The sequence below is a fragment of the Achromobacter sp. DH1f genome (assembly GCF_000633435.1).
Classification (GTDB): domain Bacteria; phylum Pseudomonadota; class Gammaproteobacteria; order Burkholderiales; family Burkholderiaceae_B; genus Achromobacter; species Achromobacter deleyi.
This window is the reverse complement of record NZ_AYMF01000001.1, coordinates 273,126-294,320: the sequence shown is the minus strand read 5'-3', so window position 1 is coordinate 294,320 and position 21,195 is coordinate 273,126. Positions and strand designations below refer to the sequence as shown.

Annotated in this window: 25 protein-coding genes; 8 read left to right on the top strand and 17 right to left on the bottom strand. The window is 67.3% G+C overall.

All coding sequences use genetic code 11. The features are described from left to right. Positions 1 to 36: 36 nt before the first annotated feature. Positions 37 to 753 (bottom strand): metallophosphoesterase, encoded by a 717-nt coding sequence (locus tag U858_RS0101390; protein WP_025135401.1) that lies wholly within the window; start codon positions 751 to 753, stop codon positions 37 to 39. A 188-nt stretch (positions 754 to 941) separates the two neighbouring features. Here U858_RS0101390 and U858_RS0101385 point away from each other — a divergent pair, with 188 nt between their 5' ends. Together U858_RS0101385 and U858_RS0101380 are read left to right on the top strand one after the other, a co-directional pair. Then, positions 942 to 2,117, top strand: a complete 1,176-nt coding sequence (locus U858_RS0101385) for a PepSY domain-containing protein (protein WP_025135400.1) — start codon at positions 942 to 944, stop codon at positions 2,115 to 2,117. Continuing rightward, positions 2,114 to 2,308: a hypothetical protein gene (locus U858_RS0101380; RefSeq protein WP_025135399.1), complete on the top strand. Its 195-nt coding sequence runs from the start codon at positions 2,114 to 2,116 to the stop codon at positions 2,306 to 2,308. The genes U858_RS0101385 and U858_RS0101380 overlap by 4 nt, the downstream gene beginning before the upstream one ends. 16 nt (positions 2,309 to 2,324) lie before the next feature. Here the strand turns inward: U858_RS0101380 and U858_RS0101375 are convergent, their stop codons facing one another. After that, on the bottom strand, positions 2,325 to 3,152 hold the full coding sequence (locus U858_RS0101375) for an aldo/keto reductase (protein WP_025135398.1): 828 nt from the start codon (positions 3,150 to 3,152) through the stop codon (positions 2,325 to 2,327). 170 nt (positions 3,153 to 3,322) lie between these two features. Here U858_RS0101375 and U858_RS0101370 point away from each other — a divergent pair, with 170 nt between their 5' ends. Next, positions 3,323 to 5,128 (top strand): ABC transporter ATP-binding protein/permease, encoded by a 1,806-nt coding sequence (locus tag U858_RS0101370; RefSeq protein WP_025135397.1) that lies wholly within the window; start codon positions 3,323 to 3,325, stop codon positions 5,126 to 5,128. A gap of 51 nt (positions 5,129 to 5,179) precedes the next feature. Further along, positions 5,180 to 5,569, top strand: coding sequence for a Rieske (2Fe-2S) protein (locus tag U858_RS0101365; RefSeq protein WP_025135396.1), 390 nt, complete (start codon positions 5,180 to 5,182; stop codon positions 5,567 to 5,569). Between the two features lie 73 nt (positions 5,570 to 5,642). On the opposite strand, the gene U858_RS0101360 is transcribed toward U858_RS0101365, so the two are convergent. Next, a complete protein-coding gene (locus tag U858_RS0101360) occupies positions 5,643 to 6,629 on the bottom strand; it encodes a bile acid:sodium symporter family protein (protein WP_025135395.1) in 987 nt (328 codons plus the stop codon). 106 nt (positions 6,630 to 6,735) lie between these two features. Here U858_RS0101360 and U858_RS0101355 point away from each other — a divergent pair, with 106 nt between their 5' ends. Then, a complete protein-coding gene (locus tag U858_RS0101355; RefSeq protein WP_025135394.1) occupies positions 6,736 to 7,578 on the top strand; it encodes a LysR substrate-binding domain-containing protein in 843 nt (280 codons plus the stop codon). Between the two features lie 60 nt (positions 7,579 to 7,638). Here the strand turns inward: U858_RS0101355 and U858_RS0101350 are convergent, their stop codons facing one another. The 8 genes from U858_RS0101350 to U858_RS0101315 form a co-directional block, all read right to left on the bottom strand. Continuing rightward, positions 7,639 to 8,172, bottom strand: a complete 534-nt coding sequence (locus U858_RS0101350; RefSeq protein WP_025135393.1) for an OsmC family protein — start codon at positions 8,170 to 8,172, stop codon at positions 7,639 to 7,641. 57 nt (positions 8,173 to 8,229) lie between these two features. Further along, the gene (locus U858_RS0101345) at positions 8,230 to 9,699 is read right to left on the bottom strand and encodes a cytochrome c (protein WP_232786466.1); all 1,470 of its coding nucleotides are present in this window, start codon (positions 9,697 to 9,699) and stop codon (positions 8,230 to 8,232) included. Continuing rightward, complete coding sequence (locus U858_RS0101340; RefSeq protein WP_025135391.1) at positions 9,693 to 10,505, bottom strand: ABC transporter ATP-binding protein; 813 nt, start codon at positions 10,503 to 10,505, stop codon at positions 9,693 to 9,695. Before U858_RS0101340 ends, U858_RS0101345 begins: the two co-directional genes overlap by 7 nt. Continuing rightward, positions 10,499 to 11,518, bottom strand: a complete 1,020-nt coding sequence (locus U858_RS0101335; protein WP_025135390.1) for an ABC transporter permease — start codon at positions 11,516 to 11,518, stop codon at positions 10,499 to 10,501. Before U858_RS0101335 ends, U858_RS0101340 begins: the two co-directional genes overlap by 7 nt. Then, a complete protein-coding gene (locus tag U858_RS0101330) occupies positions 11,505 to 12,536 on the bottom strand; it encodes an ABC transporter substrate-binding protein (RefSeq protein ID WP_025135389.1) in 1,032 nt (343 codons plus the stop codon). Before U858_RS0101330 ends, U858_RS0101335 begins: the two co-directional genes overlap by 14 nt. Positions 12,537 to 12,701: 165 nt before the next feature. Next, the gene (locus tag U858_RS0101325; RefSeq protein ID WP_025135388.1) at positions 12,702 to 13,022 is read right to left on the bottom strand and encodes a hypothetical protein; all 321 of its coding nucleotides are present in this window, start codon (positions 13,020 to 13,022) and stop codon (positions 12,702 to 12,704) included. 147 nt (positions 13,023 to 13,169) lie between these two features. Further along, complete coding sequence (locus tag U858_RS0101320) at positions 13,170 to 14,048, bottom strand: N-formylglutamate amidohydrolase (protein WP_025135387.1); 879 nt, start codon at positions 14,046 to 14,048, stop codon at positions 13,170 to 13,172. Positions 14,049 to 14,072: 24 nt separating this feature from the next. Further along, complete coding sequence (locus U858_RS0101315) at positions 14,073 to 15,059, bottom strand: tripartite tricarboxylate transporter substrate binding protein (RefSeq protein ID WP_025135386.1); 987 nt, start codon at positions 15,057 to 15,059, stop codon at positions 14,073 to 14,075. Between the two features lie 151 nt (positions 15,060 to 15,210). On the opposite strand from U858_RS0101315, the gene U858_RS0101310 reads away from it, so the two are divergent. Then, positions 15,211 to 16,134: a LysR substrate-binding domain-containing protein gene (locus tag U858_RS0101310; protein ID WP_025135385.1), complete on the top strand. Its 924-nt coding sequence runs from the start codon at positions 15,211 to 15,213 to the stop codon at positions 16,132 to 16,134. Between the two features lie 73 nt (positions 16,135 to 16,207). Here U858_RS0101310 and U858_RS36475 read toward each other — a convergent pair whose 3' ends face one another. From U858_RS36475 to U858_RS0101285, 5 genes are all read right to left on the bottom strand, one after another. Beyond that, positions 16,208 to 16,423, bottom strand: a complete 216-nt coding sequence (locus U858_RS36475) for a hypothetical protein (protein ID WP_025135384.1) — start codon at positions 16,421 to 16,423, stop codon at positions 16,208 to 16,210. 102 nt (positions 16,424 to 16,525) lie between these two features. Next, positions 16,526 to 17,632, bottom strand: coding sequence for an AGE family epimerase/isomerase (locus U858_RS0101300; protein WP_025135383.1), 1,107 nt, complete (start codon positions 17,630 to 17,632; stop codon positions 16,526 to 16,528). Positions 17,633 to 17,783: 151 nt separating this feature from the next. After that, a complete protein-coding gene (locus U858_RS0101295; protein ID WP_006218759.1) occupies positions 17,784 to 17,996 on the bottom strand; it encodes a hypothetical protein in 213 nt (70 codons plus the stop codon). Between the two features lie 345 nt (positions 17,997 to 18,341). Then, positions 18,342 to 18,566, bottom strand: a complete 225-nt coding sequence (locus tag U858_RS0101290) for a hypothetical protein (RefSeq protein WP_025135382.1) — start codon at positions 18,564 to 18,566, stop codon at positions 18,342 to 18,344. A gap of 68 nt (positions 18,567 to 18,634) precedes the next feature. Next, positions 18,635 to 19,495 (bottom strand): DMT family transporter, encoded by an 861-nt coding sequence (locus U858_RS0101285; RefSeq protein ID WP_232786470.1) that lies wholly within the window; start codon positions 19,493 to 19,495, stop codon positions 18,635 to 18,637. A gap of 208 nt (positions 19,496 to 19,703) precedes the next feature. Here U858_RS0101285 and U858_RS0101280 point away from each other — a divergent pair, with 208 nt between their 5' ends. Both U858_RS0101280 and U858_RS0101275 read left to right on the top strand, forming a co-directional pair. Beyond that, positions 19,704 to 20,174 (top strand): Lrp/AsnC family transcriptional regulator, encoded by a 471-nt coding sequence (locus U858_RS0101280; protein WP_025135380.1) that lies wholly within the window; start codon positions 19,704 to 19,706, stop codon positions 20,172 to 20,174. A 102-nt stretch (positions 20,175 to 20,276) separates the two neighbouring features. Then, positions 20,277 to 20,510 (top strand): hypothetical protein, encoded by a 234-nt coding sequence (locus U858_RS0101275; RefSeq protein ID WP_025135379.1) that lies wholly within the window; start codon positions 20,277 to 20,279, stop codon positions 20,508 to 20,510. An 89-nt stretch (positions 20,511 to 20,599) separates the two neighbouring features. On the opposite strand, the gene U858_RS0101270 is transcribed toward U858_RS0101275, so the two are convergent. Beyond that, entirely contained in the window at positions 20,600 to 21,193 is a 594-nt protein-coding gene (locus U858_RS0101270; RefSeq protein ID WP_025135378.1) for a YSC84-related protein, read from the bottom strand. Positions 21,194 to 21,195: the final 2 nt, after the last annotated feature.

Sequence of the window (21,195 nt, the reverse complement as noted above, 5' to 3'; positions counted from 1 at the left end):
GTGCCCGCGGCGCCCAGGCGGCGCCGCTCCCCAGCGTCAATCCTCGGTTTCGGCCAGCTCGGTCACCACCGCGCGCGGCCATGCCGTCAGCGTTTCCAGGTCCAGGAAGGTGAAGTAGCCGCCGCGCCAGCCCTCGGTGTCGATGTGGTACACGTTGCCCAGCGCCAGCGGCTCGACCACCGGGGTGTGCCCCGCCACCACCGCCCGCACGCCGCGGATGCCGGTGCGGTCCATCTGGCGCAAGCGATCGCGCGACCACTGGCACGCCGCGCTGGTGCGCTTGTAGCGGTCTTGCAGGGCCGATTCCAGCCGCGGCCAGAACAGCACCGGACAATCCGCGTGCAGCAGCCCCACGGGGCCCGACGACGTTTCCACCTCGATCGCGATCGGCAGTTGGTCGAAGGCGTCGGCAAAGACCTGCTGGCGTTCGGGCGGCAGATCCAGGAACCAGCCGCCGCCGTAGCTGCGCCAGTTGTCCACGTCGACCTGTTTCGTGCGGATGTGCCGCACGGCGTAGTCTTCGTGGTTGCCCTGCACCGCGTAGAACCAGGGTTGTTCCAGCCAGGCCAGCACGGTTTCGCATTCCGGGCCGCGGTCGACCAGGTCGCCCACGGAAAACAGGCGGTCGCGCGTGGGGTCGAACCCCAGTTGGTCCAGGCCCTGCTGCAGGCGGGTAAAACAGCCGTGCACATCGCCCACCGCGAAATCACGGCCCAGCGCGTTGCGCGGCACTTTCAGAAAACGTTGCTGCATGATGATCCAGCTTGCCCGATCAGACCCAAGCCTCTTTTTTAACCCGCTTTGAATACGTCCCTTATTAATGACCCCATTCGCTTCGTCGTGCAAATTCCGGTACGAGAATAGCTATTATTCGTGATAATGTTCCGACTTTCCCAAACCATACCTTGAACGGGGCCGCGCCTGCCGCCCCCGCCGTCGCCATGACCGCCGCCTCCACCATCAAAACCTGGTACCTGGTCCATAAATGGACCAGCCTGGTCTGCACGATCTTCCTGCTCATCATCTGTCTTACCGGGTTGCCGCTGGTGTTCCACCACGAGATCGAGCACTGGCTGGACGACGCCAAGCCGCTGTCCGACGTGCCCGCCTCGACCCCGCCCGCCAACCTGGACAAGCTGGTGGAAAACGCCAAGGCCATGTACCCGGGCGAAGTCGTCGACTACCTGTTCTTCGACCCTGACGAGCCCCAGGTCTACGTCGGCATGGCGAAAAAGCCCGGCGATGGCCAGGTGTCCGGCCACGCGGTGCGCATGGACGGCCGCACCGGCGACGTCCTGCTCGACGGCCCGCTCTACACCGAAGACAAATTCTCGTTCATGGGCATCATGCTGGCCCTGCACGTCGACCTGTTCGCGGGCCTGCCCGGCGAACTGTTCCTGGGCTTCATGGGGCTGTTGTTCTGCATCGCCATCGTCTCCGGCGTGGTGCTGTACGGTCCGTTCATGAAAAAGCTGGAATTCGGCACCGTGCGCGCCGGCCGCTCCACCCGCCTGAAGTGGCTGGACCTGCACAACCTGCTGGGCATCGTCACGCTGGTGTGGGCCTTCGTGGTGGGCGTCACCGGCGTCATCAACGAACTGTCAACGCCGTTGTTCCGCCTGTGGCAGGGCACCGAACTCGTGCGCATCCTGGAACCCTACAAGGGCCAGAGCGTGCCCGCCCAGTTGGCCTCGGCCCAGGGCGCGGCCGACACGGCGCGCAAGGCCCTGCCGGGCAACGAAGTGTCGTTCATCGCCTTCCCCGGCAACGCCTTCGGCAGCCCGCACCACTACATCACCTGGATGCGCGGCGCGACCCCGCTGACGTCCAAGATGAACACGCCCGTCCTGGTCGATGGACGCACCGGCGAACTCACCACCGTCGCCAAAATGCCCTGGTACCTGACCGCCCTGGAGCTGTCGCGGCCGCTGCACTTCGGCGACTACGCCGGCCTGCCGCTCAAGATCATCTGGGCCGTGCTGGACCTGATCACTATCGTGGTGCTGGTCAGCGGCCTGTACCTGTGGCTGGCGCGGCGCCGCGCCACCGAAGCCCGCATCGCCGAACTGGTGCGCAAGCACCAGGCCGCCGCCACGCCCCAACGGAGCCCCGCATGAGCAAGAACAGCCGTGGCTTCATGTTCGTCTGGGGCGTGCCGATCCTGTTGGGCATCCTCAGCGTCTTCGGCCTGCTGGCCGCCCTGCTGGGCACCGGCGGCTGGCACTGGGCGTCCTGGACGACGCTGACCGTCCTGATCATCGTCATCGTGCGCTACTGGTTCTTCCCGCCCAGGCAGCCGGCGCAGTAGCCGCGCCAGGCCCGCCTTACTTGCCGAACTTCTCCGGATCGGGTCCCAGGCGGCCCGCTTCCTTGATCGCATCGATCGCATCCATCTCGGCGCGCGACAGCTCGAAGTCGAACACGTCGATGTTCTCGCGGATGCGCGCCGGCGTCACCGATTTCGGAATCACGATCAGGCCGTGCTGCAGGTGCCAGCGCAGCGTCACCTGCGCCGGCGACTTGCCATGCTTTTTGGCCAGTTCCAGGATCGTCTTCTCTTTGGTGATGCCGCCCTGCGCCAGCGGGCTCCAGGACTCGGTCGCGATGCCGTGCTTGTCGTGGAACGCGCGCAGTTCGCGCTGCGCAAAGCCCGGGTGCAGCTCGATCTGGTTGACCGACGGCGTCACGCCGGTGGCGTCGATCAGCCGTTCGAGATTGGCCTGCGTGAAGTTGGACACACCGATCGAACGCGCACGGCCGTCTTCCTTCATCTCGATCATGGCGCGCCAGGCGTCCACGAATTTGTCGCTGCCGGCCACGGGCCAGTGGATCAGGTACAGATCCACGTAGGCCAGGCCCAGTTTTTCCAGGCTCTCGTCCAGCGCCTGGTGCGCCGCGTCGAAACCGTGCTTGTCGTTCCAGAGCTTGGTCGTGACGAACAGGTCCTTGCGCGCCACGCCCGCGGCGCGCAGCCCGGCGCCCACGCCGGATTCGTTGCCGTAGATCGCGGCCGTGTCCACCGAACGGTAGCCGGCCGCCAGGGCCTCCTTGACGCTGGCGGCGGCCTGGTCGTCGGGCACTTGCCAGACCCCCAGGCCCAATTGCGGAATCTTGCTGCCGTCGTTCAGTTTTACTGCGGGTACCTTCACCATGAGTCCCTCCGAAGTAGGCGAAATGCGGATGCAAAACCCCTGGAATTCGGCAGAAAGTGGTACTTCCGTCCCAGGGGTTTTCCACTAAATAATAGCGCCCGTGCCGGATAATGGCCGTCATACCCGGCCTGCGCCTTGCGCCGGCCCCCACCATTGCTCCCTGCCGACCCATGCCCGCACCTGACTCCCGGCCGCCCGGCCGCGGCGGTTTTTCCACCCTTCGCACCCTGTTTCCCTACCTGTGGCCGCCCGGCCAGACGGGGCTCAAGCTGCGGGTGGTGGCCGCCCTGCTCTGCCTGTTCGCCGCCAAGGCGGCCACCGTCTACGTGCCCATCCTGTACAAGCACGCCATCGATGAACTGGGCCAGGGCGCGCCGGGCGCCGTGACCGTGCCGCTGGGCCTGATCCTGGCCTACGGCGCGGCCCGGGTTCTGTCCCTGTTGTTTTCCGAACTGCGCGACGCCATCTTTGCCCGCGTCGGCCAGCACGCCATCCGCTCGGTCGGCCTGCAGATCTTTCGCCACCTGCACGGCCTGGCGCTGCGCTTTCACCTGACCCGCCAGACCGGCGGCCTGACCCGCGCCATCGAACGCGGCACCAAGGGCATCCAGACCCTGCTGTCGTTCCTGCTGTTCAACATCCTGCCCACCTTCTTCGAGATCGGGCTGGTCTGTATCGTGCTGTGGAAGATGTTCGATGCCTGGCTGGCGCTGGCCACCGGCGCCACCGTCATCCTCTACATGGGCTATACGCTGGCCGTCACCGAGTGGCGCTCGAAGTTCCGGCGCCAGATGAACGAAACCGATTCCGAAGCCAACACCAAGGCCATCGAAAGCCTGCTGAACTACGAAACGGTCAAGTACTTCGGCAACGAAGAGCACGAGGCCCGCCGCTACGACGCCTCGCTGACCCGCTACGAACGCGCCGCCGTGCGCAGCCAGGTCAGCCTGTCGGTGCTGAACATCGGCCAGGCCGTCATCATTTCCGCCGGCCTCACCCTGGTCATGTGGATGGCCGCCCGCGGCATCGCCCAGGGGCGCTACACGCTGGGCGACTTCGTGCTGGTCAACACCTACCTGCTGCAGCTGTACACGCCGCTCAGCTTCTTCGGCTTCATCTACCGCGAAATCAAGCAGGCCCTGATCGACATGGAACGCATGTTCGAACTGCTGGGCCAGGACCGCGAGGTCGCCGATCGCCCCGGCGCACAGCCGCTGCGCGTGGCCGGCGGCGAGGTCGAATTCCGCGACGTGCGCTTCGGCTACGACGAGCGGCGCCAGATCCTCAAGGGCGTCAGCTTCACCATCCCGGCCGGCAAGACCGTGGCCGTGGTGGGCACCTCGGGCGCAGGCAAATCCACCATCGCCCGGCTGCTGTTCCGCTTCTATGACGCCGACAGCGGCGCCATCCTGGTCGACGGCCAGGACGTGCGCGACGTCACCCAGGCCAGCCTACGCGCCGCCATCGGCGTGGTGCCGCAAGACACCGTGCTGTTCAACGACACCATCCGCTACAACATCGGCTATGGCCGCCCCGGCGCGTCCGATGCCGAGATCGAAGCCGCCGCCCGCCTGGCCCATATCCACGACCTGGTCATGGCCATGCCCGACGGCTACCAGACCATGGTGGGCGAACGCGGCCTGAAGCTGTCCGGCGGCGAAAAACAGCGCGTGGCCATTGCGCGCACGCTGCTCAAGAACCCCGCCATCTTCCTGTTCGACGAAGCCACCAGCGCGCTGGACACCCACACCGAACGCGAAATCCAGGCCAATCTGCGCGAAGTCAGCCAGGGCCGCAGCACGCTCATCATCGCGCACCGCCTGTCCACTGTGGCCGACGCCGACGAAATCATCGTGCTCGAAGATGGCCGCATCGCCGAACGCGGCCGCCACGCGCGACTGCTGGCCCAGAATGGCCTGTACGCGGCCATGTGGACCCGCCAGCAGGAAAGCGCGGCCGCGGCGCCCGCGGATTGACAAGCCCGTCCCCCTATCCGAATATCGCACCCTTTGATTCCAAGGCCCGCCATGCAGGATTCCTCCAGCGCCCCCGCCATCCGCGTCTGCGCCGCCTCCGACCTGGTCAACGGCGGCCTGGGCGTCAAGGTGCCCGTCACCGACAGCGCCGGCCAGACCACCGCGTTCTTCGTGCGCTACCAGGACCGCGTGCACGGCTACCTGAACCGCTGCGCCCATGTGGGCGTCGAACTCGACTGGGAAGGCAGCTTCTTCACCCGCGCCGGCGACCTGATCATGTGTGCGCGCCACGGCGCCACCTATGAGCCCGACACGGGCTTGTGCGTGGGCGGCCCCTGCCGCAATGGCCGCCTGACGGTGCTGGCGGTGCAGGAACGCGAGGGCGCCGTCTATTGGCAGCCCAGCGGCAAGATCCGGCCGCTGGACGCCGCCGAAGGCTGACCGCCGCAGCCTTGGCCGCCCGCCCTGCGCGGCAATCGGCCGCGCCGGTAGCCGGCGCGGCGGCACGCCAGGCTCAGGCCTGGGCGGGCGCGGCGACCTGGCCCGGCTCGCCGCGGTCCGCATAACGGCGCGCCAGCACCGCGCAGACCATCAGCTGCATCTGATGAAAGATCATCAGCGGCAGCACCACGATGCCCATCTGCGAGGTGCCGAACAGCACCGTCGCCAGTGGTATGCCCGAGGCCAGCGACTTCTTCGAGCCGCAGAACACCAGCGTGATCTCGTTTTCCTTGGACAGGCCCAGCTTGCGGCTGCCCCACGTGGTGATCAGCAGCACCGCGCCCAGCAGCAGCGCATTGACCAGCACCATCGTCGCCAGGTCGATGGCCGGAAACGCGTGCCAGATGCCCTGCGCCACCGCCTCGCTGAATGCCGTGTACACCGCCAGCAGGATCGAGCTGCGATCCACCTTGGACAGCACGCGGCTGTTGCGCTGCGCCCAGGCGCCGATCCACGGCCGCAGCAGGCTGCCCACCGCGAACGGCAGCAGCAGCTGCAGCAGGATGCGGCCGGCGTCGGCCAGCCCATGCCCGCCGCCCTGGCGATGCAGCAGCACCGCCACCAGCAACGGCGTCAGCACCGTGCCCAGCAGATTCGACGCCGTGGCCGCGCAGATGGCGCCGGGCACGTTGCCGCGCGCCATCGAAGTGAACGCAATCGACGACTGCACGGTGGACGACAGCGTGCACACGAAGATCACGCCCAGCCACAGCGCCGGCGTCAACAGGCCCGGGAACAGCGCGCGCAGCCCCAGTCCCAGCGCGGGAAACAGAATGAAGGTACAGCCCAGGATCAGCGCGTGCAGCCGCACGTCCTTCACCCCCGCCACGATCGCATCGGTGGACAGGCGCGCCCCGTGCAGAAAGAACAGCAGCGAAATGGCCACGTTGCTGGCCACCATCATGAACGACGCCCCCTTGCCCACCGCGGGAAAGAAGCTGGCGAACGCCACGGTGGCGATCAGGATGAGCGTGAACTGGTCGGGCAAAAAGCGGCGCATGGCGGGGTTTTCCGGGAAATTTGCGCCACTATAGGCGCGCCGCTTGCTATCGTGAAGGCCACTGGTTACTTTAACTGTCATCGGAATATCCTATGACCAGCCCGCCATGCTCAACCCGCTTTGGCTCAAGACCTTCGCCGCGGCCGCGGCCTCGCCCAGCTTCAGCGAAGCCGCACGCCGGCTGGGCCTGACCCAGCCCACCGTCAGCGAACACATCCGCCAGCTCGAACAGGCGCTGAACCGCCGCCTGTTCCTGCGCGATACGCATTCCCTGGCCCTGACCAGCGACGGCCGCAGCCTCCTGGTGCACGCCGAAATCATCCTGGATGCCCACGAACGCGCCGAACGCCTGTTCGACGCCCCGCGGCTGCGTGGCCGCGTGCGCCTGGGCACGTCCGACGACCTGGCGATGGGGCCGCTGCCCGACGTGCTGGCCGCGTTCCGGCAAGCCCACCCCGAAGTGGAACTGGACATCACCATCGGCGTCACCAGCGATCTTTACCGGCTGCTGGACGACAACGGACTTGACGTCATGATCGGCAAGCGCCGCCGCGGCGACCGCCGCGGCCAGACCCTGCACAAGGAAGCGCTGCTGTGGCGCGCCAAGGAAGGCCTGCGCATCGCGCCGGATGCGCCGCTGCCGCTGATCCTGCTGCGCGAGCCCAGCGTCACCCGCACGCTGGCGCTGGATGCGCTGGCGCGGGCCGGACGCAACTGGCAGATCGTCTGCACCAGCACCAGCTACGCGGGCTGCCAGGCGGCTGCCCGCGCCGGCCTGGGCATCACCGTGCAGCCCTCGCACCTGTCCACGGCCGGGCTGGCCGCGCCGGCCGGCGTGCACGCCCTGCCGGCCCTGCCCCAGGTGGAATTCATCGTCATCTCGGCCGCCGCGCCCAACAAGCCCACGCGCGCGCTGACCGAAATCCTGATGCGCAGCTCGCTGACCTGACGCTGCGGCAACACACGGGCGCCGCCGACAAGCCGGCGGCTGGAAAGCGCCCGCAATGCCCTACTGCGCCGACGGCCGCGTGTGCCGCACACTGCCTTCCAGCGGCTGCGGCTGCTTGAGCAGGTTCAGGATCGGGCACCACTGCTCGACTGCCTCGTGCACGGCGCGTACCGCGCTTTCATCGGCCGGCGACACGATGTGCGCGGTATAGCGGATGTTGTGCGGAAAGAACGGCACTTTCTCATAGCCCGGCTTGCCGCCGCGCGGGTCCAGGTCGCCTTCGATCTCGACTTCCAGCGATTCCAGCGGCAATTCCAGCTCGGCCGCCTTGATGAGGAAAATGTGCGTCAGGCAACTGCCCAACGACCCCAGCAGCAGCTCGGGCGAGCTCGGCCCCAGGTCGTAGCCCGCGAAATCGGCTGGGCTGTCGCTCACCACCTGATGGTCGCGGATGCGGATGCGGCGCACGCCGCTGCGGCCTTCGGCGCTGACATGGGCGCGCAGCTTCACCGGCGTCACCGTCTGCGGATCGCGCGCATTGCGCACCAGCACGGCCCGCCGCTTCTGGCCCAGGTATTCGTTCAAGGTACTCATGTTCCTGCCTCGCGTAAGTAATAGTGGAAGGGTTAAAGCGGATGTGCCCGCACGGCGCTACTGCCAGCGCCGCGTATCCGGAATGCCGATGGGGGCACGGTCCATCGCCAGCAACAGCGCGCCCAGCCCCTGGGCGGATGTGTTTTCCATGCGGCCGCCCGGGCCGCAGACGTTGTCCGCGCTGGTCCAGGCCGGGGCCGCGCCTGGCAGCCGCCGCGCGCGCAGCCAGCCGCGGCGGTCCACCATGAACTGCGCGCCGGCCAGCGCGTCGGGTGGCACGCCCGCCGCCAGCGCGTAGGCGTTCCAGGCGTCTTCGCCCGACGCCACGCAATCAGCGCCCGCCGAATTGCCGTCCGCCGAATACCCGCCGCCCCAGGTCAGGGCCACGGTCAACAGACGCGGGTCCAGCGGCTCTTGCATCGCGTTCGGTGCAGACGCGCTGGCCGCCGCGGCCCCAATCCACAGCGGCAGGCCGCGCAGCTCCGCCAGCGTGGTCGCACGGCCATCACGGCACGTCACCGCCACGCCCGGCGCCGGAATCGCCGGCATGCCCGTGCCGCCGCTCACGCCATAGGCCCGCAACCGCAAGTAGTCCAAGACCTGCCAGATGTCATCGGCCCCCAGCGCTGCGCCAAAGCCCGGCATGGCCGAGGCCCCGCCGCGTCCGTCGCCGCCGTGTGCCACCCGCCAATGCAGCTCGCCTTCCAGGCGGTTCTCGAACAGCGCTGGCCCCAGCACGCTCGGCCAGACGGGCAACCCCGCCGCCAACGGCCCGCGGCCATCGGCCTGGGCGCCATGGCAGCCAGCGCAGTGCGCCTGATACAGCCGGCCGCCTTGCAGCACGTTGCGATCCGTGAACGCCAGCGGCGATCGTTGATACGACGTGCGCGTCGCCTCGGTCATCAGCAGTTGCGGTGCGGGCCAGCTCGCGCAGGCCAGCAGGCCGGCCGCGGCCGTCAGCCACACCAGGCGGCCGCGCCGCGCGAACAAGGCTGCCACCAGCAATGCCAACGCCAGCCCCGTCAGCCCCGCCGCCAACCACAGCCGGTGCCAGGTCTGCGTGCCTACCGGCAGGTCAGGGTCATAGCGCCAGGCGAAGGGCCAATGCGCAATGGCCAGCGCCTCTTCGGGCTGCCACGCAATCGCCGCCGCGAGCAGGCCGGCCAACAGCGCCAGCGCCCCCAACAGCATGGCCGCGGCGTGACGCCACGGCGCCTGCGCCGCGCGCCCCGTGGCACGGCTGTGCAACCAGGCAGCCGCCAGCGCGGTCAGCAGCAACACCGCCACCGCCGCCAGCACCAGATGCCCCAGGCGCGACCCCAGCAGGCCCGGCGCACCCTGCGCCCGCTGCCAGCCCAAGGCCAGCACGGCGGCGGCCGCGATCAGGGCCAAGGCCGCCTGCCCCGGCAACGGCACGCCGACAGTGATCGCCGCGCCACCGGCACGCCTGCGCGCCGCGGCCAGACCCGCCAGCATGCCCACCGGCGCCGCCACGGCCGCCAGCGCCACCGCCGCGTTGCTCACCACGTCGCATCCAGCCCCAGCAACGCCAGCGCCTGACGGCGCAATTCGGCCAGCCGCGGATCGCCGCGATGGCGCGGGTACGGCAAATCATTGACGATCTCGTCCTTGATCCGCGCCGGCCGCTCGCTCAGCACGATGATGCGCGACGCCATGAACAGCGCCTCTTCCACATCGTGCGTCACCAGCAGGGCCGTCACGCCGGTGCGCTGCCACAGTTCCACCAGCTCGGACTGCATCGCGATCCGCGTCAGTGAATCCAGCTTGCCCAGCGGCTCGTCCAGGATCAGGATGCGCGGGTCATTCACCAGCGCACGCGCCAGGGCCGCGCGTTGCGCCATGCCGCCCGACAACTGGTGCGGATAGGCCTGGCTGAAGGCCGCCAGCCCCACGCGCTGCAATGCATCGTCGACGCGGTCACGCTGCGTCTTGAGCAGCCCGCGCGCCTGCAAGCCCAGCGCCACGTTGTGCCACACCGTGCGCCAGGGGTACAGCGTAGGGTCCTGGAACACCACGATGCGCGACGGCGACGGGCCGTCGATGGGTTCGCCATCGGCCAGCAAGTCACCTTCGGCCGGCGGCTCCAGCCCCGCCACCAGCCGCAGCAGCGTCGACTTGCCGCAGCCGCTGGGGCCCAGCAAGGCCACGAACTCGCCGGGTTGCACGTCCAGGTCGATCCCGTCCAGCACCGGCAGCGCCGCGCCATCCAGGTCGAAGCGGTGGTTCACGCCGCGCACCGCCAGGGCGGCGCCGCGTGCATCGGCTTGCGCCGCCGCATGGGAAGGCTTGGACACCTGCGCCGCCGCTACCATTTCACGACTCCCTTCTGCCAGGCCAGCAAGCGGTCACGCCCCAGGAACAGCAGCGTGATCAGGCCCGAGAACACCAGTGCCATCACGATCAGCGCGCCGTACATATTGGCGTACGAGGCCCAGCCCTGCGCCCACGACAAATACCAGCCCAGGCCGGACTTCACGCCCATCATCTCGGCCGCCACCAGCACCGAGAACGACGCGCCCAGCCCCATGAACAGGCCCACGAACACCTGCGGCAGCGCCGCCGGAATCGCCACCCGCAGCACCAGGAACCATTCGCTGGCCCCCATGGTGCGCGCCACGTCGTAGTACGCGCGGTTCACCCCAGCCACGCCGGACCAGGTCAGCACCGTGACGGGAAACCAGGTCGCCAGCGCAATCAGGAACACGGCCGCGGACCAGCTCGACGGAAAGAAGAAGAACGCCATCGGCAGCAACGCCGTCGACGGCACCGGCCCCAGAAAGCGCAGCACCGGATGCACCCAGTAGCCCAACCCGCGCGACCAGCCGATCGCCACGCCCGTCAGAAAGCCCGCGGCCGCGCCCAGCAGGAAGCCATTGGCCAGCAGCCACAGCGAATTGACCAGGCTATCGGCCAACCGCTTGTAGTCGCTGACATACACCTCGATCAGCGACTGCGGCGGCGCGAAGAACGGGCTGGGCAGCAGCGCCAGCTTGGCGGTTGCGACTTCCCACACGCCCACCGCCACCGCCAGGGCCAACAGCCAGGGGCCGGCGCGGTGCAGCGCGCGCACCGGCCGCCAATGGGCCGCGCCCGCCACCGCCACCAGCAGCAGCACGGCCGCCAACGCCAGCGCGGCCACGCCGAACTCCTGCGTGTAGCCCCACGACGTGAAACCCACCTCCACATTGGGCCAGCGCAGCGTCAGCCCGCCCACCACGGCCCACAGGGCCGCGGCCGCCACGCCGATCTTCCACAGGCGCCAGGGTTGCGCAGCCGTCGGCGCGCCGCGCAACCCGCCCGCCGCTAGTGCGTCAGCCGAGGACATTGGGCACCACCGCTTGCGCGTACTTGTTGATATCCAGGTTGGCGCTCAGCACCTTGATCGTCTTCAGGTCCTTGGCGTAGCCCACGATTTCCTCGCGCAGCGCGGCGCCCGTCGACGCATGGCCGTGGCTGTGCGTGCGCAGGATCGCCGCCACGCGCTCGGCCGGCACCTTGCCCGGCACGTACGGCGCGAAGATGCGCGCCGTCTCGTCCGGATTGGACGCGGTCCAGCGCTGCGCGTCGATGACCGCGCGCGTGATCGCCGCGGCCGACTCCGGGTCCTTGCGCACCAGATCGCCGCGCAGGCCCAGCACGCAGCAGGTGCGGTTCTCGTAGTCGCCTTCGATGTTGGTGGCGATTTCGCGCAGCTTATTGTCTTCGCGCAGCGTGTAGATCAGCGGATCGTCGCCCGCAATCGCATCCACCTCGCCCTTGCGCAGCACCTCGCCGAACAGGTCCTGCGGATACTGGCGCCAGTCCACCGATTCCGGATCGATGCCCAGCTGCGCCACGCGGATCGCAAAGAAGTTCTTCACCGGGCTGGCCTGGTCCGACACCGCGATGCGGCGGCCCTTCAGGTCCTGCACGCTCTTGATCGGCGAATCCGCCGCGGTCAGCAAGCGCATGCAGCCGCCGTGCGTGCCCACCGCCAGCTTCACGTCAAAGCCCTGCTCCAGCGGCTTGAGCCAGCGCAGCGCCATGCCGATGCCGCCGTCGGCGTGGCCGGTGGCGATGGCTTCCAGCAATTGATCGGTCGAGCCGCTGAAATTGATGCGCTCGACCTTCAGGTTGTACTTGTCGAAAAAGCCGCGCTCCAGCGCCACCGATACGGGCGACTGGCATACCGCGGTCTGGCTCCATGCGATCTTGTAGGTGCGCGGCGCGGTGTTCGCCGCCAGCACGCGCGACCCCAACATGCCCAGCGGCGCAGCCAGGCCTGCAAGGCTGGCCGCACGCAACAGCGTGCGCCGCGATATTCCGCGCGCCGCGTGGGCGCCCGATTGGACGTTCGTATTCATCAACCTTCCTTTTGAGCAGACTGTGAATGGCGATGCTTGCCATGCGGCATCATCGGCCCGTGCTCAGGCGTTCGACAAATACAAAGTGGGGATAACAATATGGGCGGGCCCTCTCGCAGAGGACTCGCCCAGGGTCTTGTTCATCCGGCGGATGCGCCGGAAAACTCAGTCCGGCAGAGGGTCCGGCACGCCCTCGGCGTCCACGGCTTTCACGCGGTCCAGCGCATTGCGCGCGGCCGACATGGCCTCGACCGTGCTGCGAAAACGGCGCGTCACGAAGATCTCGAACGCCAGGCTTTCCGGTTCGTCCGCGGGCGCGGGTTCGTCCTCGACCTGCGGCTCGGGGGCCACCGCTGCGCCCTTGACCGGCTTCACGGGCTTGGCCGGCAAGCGCCGCGTTTCCAGGAAAGCGCGCGCGGGCACACGGCCTTCAGGCTGCGTGGCATACGCCACGACGGAAAAACCGTTGATGATCTTCTCGGCCATACAGGTTCCCTATAGGCCGCGCCCAGTGGCGGCGCAGCACGTTGTTAGCGACAACGGCCCGCCACGGCGAAACTTAAGCGCATGCAGCGCGGCCCCGGTTGATCTGCATCAACCGGGGCCGCACCGCCACGCAATATGCACGCGCGTCTATTTTGTCGACGATATGGCCGTCATGCGTGACCGCACATAATGCGCCACCCGTTCCAGCACCTGCGACAGGTCTGCGCGCAGGCTGTCAAAGCCCGCATTGCGCTCGCGCGTCGCCTCGTCCATGTACAGCGGACGACGGATCTCGACCTGCAGGCTGTGGCGGTTCAGCGCCGGCTGGCCGATCTGCGCGATCAGCTGCACGCCCTTGTACGGATCATTGCGCGCCACCGTGTAGCCGCGATCGCGCAGCTCGGTTTCGATCAGCGCGATGAATTCCGGCTCACAGGTGGTGCCGTCACGGTCACCCAGCACGAAGTCCGCCAGCGGATGCTCGCTCTGGCGCCCCAGGCGCTCGTAGGCGTCGTTCGGCATCGAATGCAGGTTCAGATGCCAGACCGCGCCGAAATCGCGCTGCGCGGTTTCGATCGCCTGCGCCAGCGCCGCATGGTAGGGCTCGTAGTACGCCTGGATGCGATGCCGCACTTCGGCCAGCGTCAGCTTGCGGTCGTAGATCGGCGTGGCCTTGTCCATGCGGCGCCAGATCAGCCCCTTGCCCAGCCGCGTCTTTTCGCCGGGGTCCAGCGGCTCGGGCCAGGGCTCGGCCAACAGTTCCGGGTCCAGGTCGCGCAACGTGCGGTTCGGGTCGATGTAGACCCGCGGAAAATGCGCCGCGATCAACGTGGCGCCCAGCGCGGGGGCCGCCGACCACAAGGCGTCCACGTGCGTGTCCTCGCCCTGGCGCAATTGCGCCAGGCTCGCGGCGGCATTGAAGTCGGCGGGATATTGCTCGCCGCTGTGCGGCGAATCGCAGACCAGCGGCAAGGCCGGCGCAGTCGGCGCGTGCACGGAAACGGCTTGGAAATCGGCGTGTGTCATCGTCGGGAGTCGGGTTGACAGGCCTTAATCGGCCTGGATGTTGGCGGCCTTCGCGACCTTGGCATAACGCGCCAGGGCCTGCTCGATCTGGACCTTGAATTCCTGCGGGGTCGTGGGCATCAGCGTACCACCGACGTCCTCGGCCTTCTTGCGGAACTCCGGGTCCTGCATGGCCGCGCGCACCGCCTGATTCAGGCGCTGCACCACCGCGGGCGGCGTGCCCGCCGGCGCCACCAGGCCGAACCAGCCGCCGGTGCCCATGTCGGGATAGCCCAGCTCGATATAGGTGGGCACGTCCGGCAGCAGCGGCGAACGCTCGGCGCCCAGCACGGCCAGGGGACGCAGCTTGCCGCCCAGCACCTGGGGCAGCGTCGAGGACAGGTTGTCGGTGATCGCATCCACCTGCCCGCCCATCACGTCGTTCAGCGCCGGGCCCGCCCCGCGGTACGGCACGTGCAGCAGCTTGATGCCAGCCAGCATCATGAAGTTCTCGATGTTCACGTGGCCCAGCGAGCCCACGCCCGGCGAGGCAAAGCTGTACTTGTCCGGCGAACCCTTGGCCAGCGCTACGAACTCGGCCATGTTCTTGACCGGAATGTTCGGGTTGATCGCGAAGATGCTGGGCACGGCCAGCACGTTGGCCACGGGTTCGAAGTCCTTGACCGGGTCGTAGTTCATCTTGCGGTACACGGCCGGGTTCGAGCCGTGCGTGCTCATCGTCGCCATGCCAATGGTGTAGCCATCGGCCACCGAGCGCGCCACCTGTTCCATGCCCAGCGAACCGCCCGCCCCCGCCTTGTTCTCCACCACGATGGTCTGCTTCAGGTCGCGGCCGGCGTACTCGGCCACCAGGCGCGCCACGATGTCGGTCGAACCGCCCGCGGCGAACGGCACCACCAGCTTGATGGGGCGCGAGGGATAGTCGGCGGCGGTGGCCGTGCCAGCGAAAGACAGCGCGGCGCAGACGCCGGCAAGCGCGATGCGCGCGGAACAGCCGAAAAGGCGGGACATGGAGCGACTCCGAAAACAAGGTGCAGGTCGTGCTGCGAGGCCGCCAGTGTCCAAACTTTACGACCGCCTTTCAAACGACTATATTGCACGCCTTCATTACCAATGCTCATGCTAGGACCCGTGCCTGACGGGTTCCAAGGACCGCCGCGCCATGCGCCTGCACTCGCCGTCCATGTCCGAGCTGCACGCCTTCATGACCGCGGCGCGGCTGGGCAGCTTCACCCTGGCGGCCGACCACCTGTGCGTCACCCAGGGTGCCGTCAGCCGCGCCATCGCCCGTCTGGAAGCCCATTTCGGCCAGCCGCTGATGCGCCGCAACGCCCACGGCCTGACCCTCACCGACACCGGCCGCAAGCTCTACGAAGGCGGTCTGGCGCCGCTGCAGGCCATCGAAGCGCTCAGCGCCGAACTGCGCGCCGACAACCGCCGCCTGCGGCTGACGCTGGCCAGCGTGCCCACCCTGGCCAGTGCGTGGCTGGTGCCCCGCCTGCCCGACTTCCACCGGCGCCATCCCGACATCCAGCTGGGCTTTGCCGCCTACCGCCGCAACGAGGACTTCTCCGGCGCCACGCCGGACGCCGCCATTCTTTCGGGCGTGGCCGGCCAATGGCCCGGCTGGCAGGCGGACTACGTGATCGGTCGCGAAATGGTCGTCATCTGCAGCCCGGCGCGGCTGGCCGCCCGGCGCGCGTCCGGCCTGTGGGACCGGCCCATCGACCTGCTCGGCGAACCCCTGCTCTACCACTCCAACGGCCCCGACAACTGGGCCCGGTGGTTCGACGCGGCCGGCGTGCAGCGCGACGCCATCACCCTGGCCAGCGGTTTCGAACAGGTCAGCATCCTGGTGCGCGCCGTCATGGCGGACATGGGCATCGCGGTGTTGCAGCGCTGCCTGGTGCAGGACGACCTGCAGGCCGGCCATGTGGTCTCGCCCTTTCCCGACCTGCGCATCGCCATCGCCCGCGGCTACCACCTGTGCGCCCCGCCGCAACGGCGCGACCACTATGCGCTGGCCTGCTTTCGCGACTGGCTGCTGGACACCGCCCGGCAAGACCCCGAAGCGGCCATGCCGTAACAAAAACAAACGGGCCCCTTGCGGGGCCCGGCACTTGCACTACGTCGGCGGCCTGGGCGCCGCCGCCGGCCCGTCAGGGGGCCAGCTTGAATCCCAGGTCCACACCCCACTTGTCCGTCTCGCGCAGCCACTTGGCGCCGCAGCTCAAGCAGCGGAAGTGGTCTTCGCGGCTTTCCTCGCGGCCCTTCTGTGTCGGGTTGGTGAATCCCTGGTGCCCCAAATGAGAATGCGGTGCAACGCCCGCAAGCCCGGGGTTAATGCGTTGGCAAGCCAAGCACATAACGCTCATTGATGCTTCCCCACAAACATAGTTACCAAATTGTAAGGGATTTCACCAATGTTTTTCTATCAAAATCCGTCCCCGATTAGACAAAAATTGTTAACGGCGCAATTAAACAACGGCCGGCAAGGCCGCCAGGCAGGTTGCCAGGTGGTAAGGCGAGGTCGACGGCATGTCTGCCCGCACCACGTTGCCGCTGCCGTCCAGGCATTCGTACCAGCCGCCCGCATGCAGGAAATGGGCCCGGAAATGCCCCAATGCCGACACCAGCGCCGGCAGGTCACCCACCACCGCCAGGACCCGCAGGTATTCGGTCTGCGCCCAGATCCGGCGCGTGTCGTCCAGCACCCCGCCGCGCTCGTCCAGCGCGGCAATGACGCCGCCGGCATCCACGCCGTGTCCACGGGCCCAATGGACCCCGCGCGGCAGGGATTCGGCCAGGTCCAGCCCGTCGAACACGTCGGCCGCGCCGCGCACCAGTGACAGCCATTCGAACTGATGGCCCGGTTCGATGCGGTTGCCGGCCGCGCCTTGCGGCGCTTCCGAAATGCATTGCGTCGGCGCGCTCAGGAAAGACTGTGTCATCGCCTGCGCCAGCCCGCGCAGACGCTGCGCGAACAGGGCCGGCTCGGCCACCTGCGCCGCGGCCAGGTAGGCCTCGGTCAGGTGCATCATGGGATTCTGCGCCGGTCCGCGCAGCACCTGGCTCCAATCCGGGCTCAGCGCAGCGTGGTACAGCGAATCGGCCGCCTTGAAGCGCGACTCGATGGTCTCGGCCGTGGCCAGCAGCAGCTTGCGCGCGTCCGCGTTGCGAGACCGGCGAAAATACGCCGCGCACGCGAACACGATGAAGGCATGGGTGTACAGGTCCTGCGTCTCGTCCAGCGGCCGCCCCGCGGCGTCGATGCTGTAGCGCCAGCCGCCATGCGACTCGTCGCGAAACAGCCGGCGCAACGAAGCGAACAGGCGGTCGGCGTGCGCCGCGGCCGCAGCGCCTGACGCCTCGGCATACACGTAGAGTTGACGCGCGCACGCCATGGCGCGATAGCGCTCGGCCGGCATCGGCCGGCCCGTGACCGCATCCAGGGATTCAAAGGGCAGACCCAGCACGTCATTGAAGCCCGGCCCGATCCACATGGGCAGGATGACGGAGTCGAAATGCGCGCGAAAAGCGTTGATGTGCTCCGCCAGCGCGGAGTTGGTCTGTGCGGCAGTCATCTTGGAACGACGCATGCCCGATAAGGGCTGCTTGTTAGGGAGCAGCGACGATAACCCAAATTTACGTCGCCATCGTGCAAGCATCATTCGAAGCGTCATGCGCACACAGACCGGTACAGCCGTTCAACTTCCTTCAAGGGCTTGCCATGCCCTACCGGAAGATGTTTTCCTCGACCCAGTTCTGCGCGAAGATTTCCGCGCGATCTCGTGCTTCGTCCAACGAAGCGCAGTTGCCCAAGTGGGAAAACGCGGCATCCACCTCGGTGCCGCCCTCAGCCGTTACCGTCAGCAGTACGCCATATCCGCCGGTATCCATGGCCGCTGTGGAAACGTCGATCAGTACTTCCTGGTCACGATGCTGCATGTGTTACCTCCCAGTCGGTTACCTAAACGCGTGAACCACGCGTGACGTAGCGGGTTGCAGAATTCCCGCGCAATGAATAGACCTGAAAACGTCACGCAAGTTCATCTTACCGGCGCGCACCCGACCGCGATACGTCCGGACGCAGCCAAATCAGACAAACCGTCTCAGGAGATTCCCGTAGGGCGCAAGAATAGGACTGAAAGTCGCGCAATACCGCGTCAAAGTTCGCAAGAAACGCACTAATTCGCCACGAAACGCGCGAAGCGATACGTCACAAACACGTAGCGGGAAATGACGATGCAGGAGGGGTCGGCCTGATGCCCTAAGGCCGATGACGCAGGCGCGCTAGCGCAAATGCATGGCGCCGGGTTCTTCCATGCGCAGAGACAGCTTGCCCTTGTCGGTGATGCGCCAGGCGCCGTCGGCACCGGCCTCGATGCAGCGCAGGGTTTGCAGCGCTTGCGCCACATGCGCGGGCACGCTGGTCTGGACGGCGCCCGGTTCCGAATTGTCGGCAACGATGCGCAGCCAATGACCCAGTTCGCCCTTCTCGAAACGATGCAATGCCATGCGTGGTAACTCTCAAATGAATACCGCAACGATAGCATGCCGCCCTGCGCCGCCCTGCCCGGCTGCCCCTATGACGGCCGCAACGCCAGGGGCCGCTTCATGCGCGCCGCCGCGGCCGACGCCGCCACGCTCAGGGCAATCAAGCCCAGGCCCAGCGCCAGGTCCGGCGAAATGCGCTCATGGAACACCACCGACGACACGATCAGGCCGATGACCGGCACGCACAGCATCGCAATCGACGTCGCCACCGGCGGCAGTTTCTGCGTCATGCCCAGCACCACGATGAACGTCAGCGCCGTGGCCAGCGGCCCGGTATACAGAATGATCGGCCAGGCATCCGGCACCGCCAGAAAGGTGGGTGCACCATCGCGCAGCCAGGCCAATGCCGCCAGCGGCACGGTCGCAATCGCGGTTTGCCACGGAATCATGTCGGCGCCCAGCCGCACGTGGCGGTTGCCGCGCAGCTGGATGATGTTGCAGGCCCAGGCGAACGACGCGCCCAGCAGCATCACCAGGCCGATCACCGTGTGCGCCTGCCATGGGCTGAATGCCGGCGCGACGATCACGCCGATGCCGGCATAGCTCAGCGCCGTCGCGCCCCATTGGGCCGGCGACAGGCGCTCTTTGAGCACCAGCGAGGACAGCGGAATGACCCAGATCGACGTGGCGTAGGCGATCACCGATGCGCGCCCCGGCGCCACGTATTGCAACGCCCACAGCGCCAGCGCGGTAAACGCCCCCATCTGCAGCAAGGCCACGCCGGCCACCAGCGGCCATTCCTGGCGCGTCGGCAAGCGCAGCCGCCCCAGCATGGCCAGCACCGCCACGCTGATCAGCGCGGCCGAACCGAACCGGCTGGCCGCCAGCCATAGCGGGCTCATGTGCGCCAACCCCAGCTTCATGACGGGCCAATTGCCGCCCCAGATCATGACCGCCCCCGCCAGGGGCAACAACTTGCGCAACGTGCTCTCGTGGCTCACAGCTACATCTACCGCTTGAATATTCCGTGCTTTGGCCGATTAGCCAAAGAAAGAAACAGTCTATAGGGTAAACCCCAGCATATTTCACCTCAATTTACCGCCATTCCATGCATACTCGGCACAAATGAACTGTCTACCCCAGAACCACAGGTGACTTATGCCGGACATCAACCTGGATGCCACCGACATCCGCATTCTCAATGAACTCCAGCGCGACGCCCGCCTGACCAACGTCGAGCTGGCCGCGCGCGTCAACCTGTCGGCCTCGCCCTGCCTGGCGCGCGTGCGGCGACTGGAAACCGAAGGCCTGATCGACCGTCGGGTGACGCTGCTCAACGCCCGCAAACTCGGCCTGAAGGTCAACGTGTTCATCCAGATCTCGCTGGACAAGCAACGCAAGGCCGCGCTGGACGTGTTCGAACGCGAAATCGCCGTGCTGCCCGAAATCATGGAGTGCTACCTGATGTCGGGCGATGCCGACTACCTGATCCGCGCATTGGTGCCCGACGTGGACGCGCTCGAACGCCTGATCGTCGAACACATCACGCGCATTCCCGGCGTGGCCAGCATTCGCTCCAGCTTCGCGCTCAAGCAGGTGCTCTACACCACCGCCGTGCCGCTGGCCTGATGCGCGCTTGCGGTATCGGGCCGGCAAGCCCACAATGAAAATGTCCGCCGCAGGACCGACCCGGCAGCGGCGCCCCCTCCATCGCTTAGCAAGGAGCACACCATGCCTGAAACCGAATGGTTCCCCGGCAGCACGCTACCCGATCGTCAGGGCTACTTTGAAGTGGCGTTCGACACCGGCGAAACCGAAATCACCCGCTACGGCATCCTGGGCTGGGAACCCGCCGAAGAACGTGGCCACATCCTGCGCTGGCGCGGCCTGGACCCGAAAATCGAAGCCGCTGAAATCGAACGCGAAAGCGCGGTCCGCAACCACGGCGACGACATCCTGCGCTGAACGGCGCCAACGCCTTCCAAAGAAAAAACGCCGCGGTGAAGCCACCGCGGCGTTTTGCATGGGATCGACATCCCGAGGAGCAATGCCCCTTACATTTCGATCTTCGAGATCTTGGTGCCGGCCAGCGACACGCCGGCCATCAAGCCGCCGTTGTTCAGCACGAAGCCCACGATCGGTTGCTGGGCCGTATTGGTGTCGATACGGCCGTTGGCGCCGATGTCGACCACCGCGACCGTGGCATCCGCGCCCACCGTCCAGCCATTGCTGTTGCGGAATTTGTTCAGGGCGTCGTCCGTCATGAATAGCACGAACATCGCCTTGGACTGCGCGCCGGCCTGGAAGCCGATCGAGCCTGCCGTGGTGCTGTAGTAGCCGGCATTGGCGCCGCCCACCCGCAACACACCCTTGCCGTGCTCGGCGCCGATGAAGAAGCTACCGCTCAGCACGTCAGGGAAAATCAGCACGCCCTTGGCGCGCGCGATCAATTCCTTGGATTGGGGGGAGGCTTCGTACAGCTTGCCCAACGACGCGTTGGCCGCGCTGTTGATCGATTGCCGTTGCTCGGTCGCCGTTGCGGCGGACTTGGGGGTGGTGGTGGTGCAGCCGGCAAACAGCAGCCCGGCTACGCCGAGCGTCGCGGCGGCCATGCCTGCGCGGCGCAAGCGAGGAAAACTGTCGAACATGG

Coding starts and splice junctions, on each gene's coding strand:
- U858_RS0101390 (WP_025135401.1), bottom strand. CDS start 753: ATGCAGCAACGTTTTCTGAAAGTGCCGCGCAACGCGCTGGGCCGTGAT.
- U858_RS0101385 (WP_025135400.1), top strand. CDS start 942: ATGACCGCCGCCTCCACCATCAAAACCTGGTACCTGGTCCATAAATGG.
- U858_RS0101380 (WP_025135399.1), top strand. CDS start 2,114: ATGAGCAAGAACAGCCGTGGCTTCATGTTCGTCTGGGGCGTGCCGATC.
- U858_RS0101375 (WP_025135398.1), bottom strand. CDS start 3,152: ATGGTGAAGGTACCCGCAGTAAAACTGAACGACGGCAGCAAGATTCCG.
- U858_RS0101370 (WP_025135397.1), top strand. CDS start 3,323: ATGCCCGCACCTGACTCCCGGCCGCCCGGCCGCGGCGGTTTTTCCACC.
- U858_RS0101365 (WP_025135396.1), top strand. CDS start 5,180: ATGCAGGATTCCTCCAGCGCCCCCGCCATCCGCGTCTGCGCCGCCTCC.
- U858_RS0101360 (WP_025135395.1), bottom strand. CDS start 6,629: ATGCGCCGCTTTTTGCCCGACCAGTTCACGCTCATCCTGATCGCCACC.
- U858_RS0101355 (WP_025135394.1), top strand. CDS start 6,736: ATGCTCAACCCGCTTTGGCTCAAGACCTTCGCCGCGGCCGCGGCCTCG.
- U858_RS0101350 (WP_025135393.1), bottom strand. CDS start 8,172: ATGAGTACCTTGAACGAATACCTGGGCCAGAAGCGGCGGGCCGTGCTG.
- U858_RS0101340 (WP_025135391.1), bottom strand. CDS start 10,505: ATGGTAGCGGCGGCGCAGGTGTCCAAGCCTTCCCATGCGGCGGCGCAA.
- U858_RS0101335 (WP_025135390.1), bottom strand. CDS start 11,518: ATGTCCTCGGCTGACGCACTAGCGGCGGGCGGGTTGCGCGGCGCGCCG.
- U858_RS0101330 (WP_025135389.1), bottom strand. CDS start 12,536: ATGAATACGAACGTCCAATCGGGCGCCCACGCGGCGCGCGGAATATCG.
- U858_RS0101325 (WP_025135388.1), bottom strand. CDS start 13,022: ATGGCCGAGAAGATCATCAACGGTTTTTCCGTCGTGGCGTATGCCACG.
- U858_RS0101320 (WP_025135387.1), bottom strand. CDS start 14,048: ATGACACACGCCGATTTCCAAGCCGTTTCCGTGCACGCGCCGACTGCG.
- U858_RS0101315 (WP_025135386.1), bottom strand. CDS start 15,059: ATGTCCCGCCTTTTCGGCTGTTCCGCGCGCATCGCGCTTGCCGGCGTC.
- U858_RS0101310 (WP_025135385.1), top strand. CDS start 15,211: ATGCGCCTGCACTCGCCGTCCATGTCCGAGCTGCACGCCTTCATGACC.
- U858_RS36475 (WP_025135384.1), bottom strand. CDS start 16,423: ATGAGCGTTATGTGCTTGGCTTGCCAACGCATTAACCCCGGGCTTGCG.
- U858_RS0101300 (WP_025135383.1), bottom strand. CDS start 17,632: ATGACTGCCGCACAGACCAACTCCGCGCTGGCGGAGCACATCAACGCT.
- U858_RS0101295 (WP_006218759.1), bottom strand. CDS start 17,996: ATGCAGCATCGTGACCAGGAAGTACTGATCGACGTTTCCACAGCGGCC.
- U858_RS0101290 (WP_025135382.1), bottom strand. CDS start 18,566: ATGGCATTGCATCGTTTCGAGAAGGGCGAACTGGGTCATTGGCTGCGC.
- U858_RS0101285 (WP_232786470.1), bottom strand. CDS start 19,495: ATGATCTGGGGCGGCAATTGGCCCGTCATGAAGCTGGGGTTGGCGCAC.
- U858_RS0101280 (WP_025135380.1), top strand. CDS start 19,704: ATGCCGGACATCAACCTGGATGCCACCGACATCCGCATTCTCAATGAA.
- U858_RS0101275 (WP_025135379.1), top strand. CDS start 20,277: ATGCCTGAAACCGAATGGTTCCCCGGCAGCACGCTACCCGATCGTCAG.
- U858_RS0101270 (WP_025135378.1), bottom strand. CDS start 21,193: ATGTTCGACAGTTTTCCTCGCTTGCGCCGCGCAGGCATGGCCGCCGCG.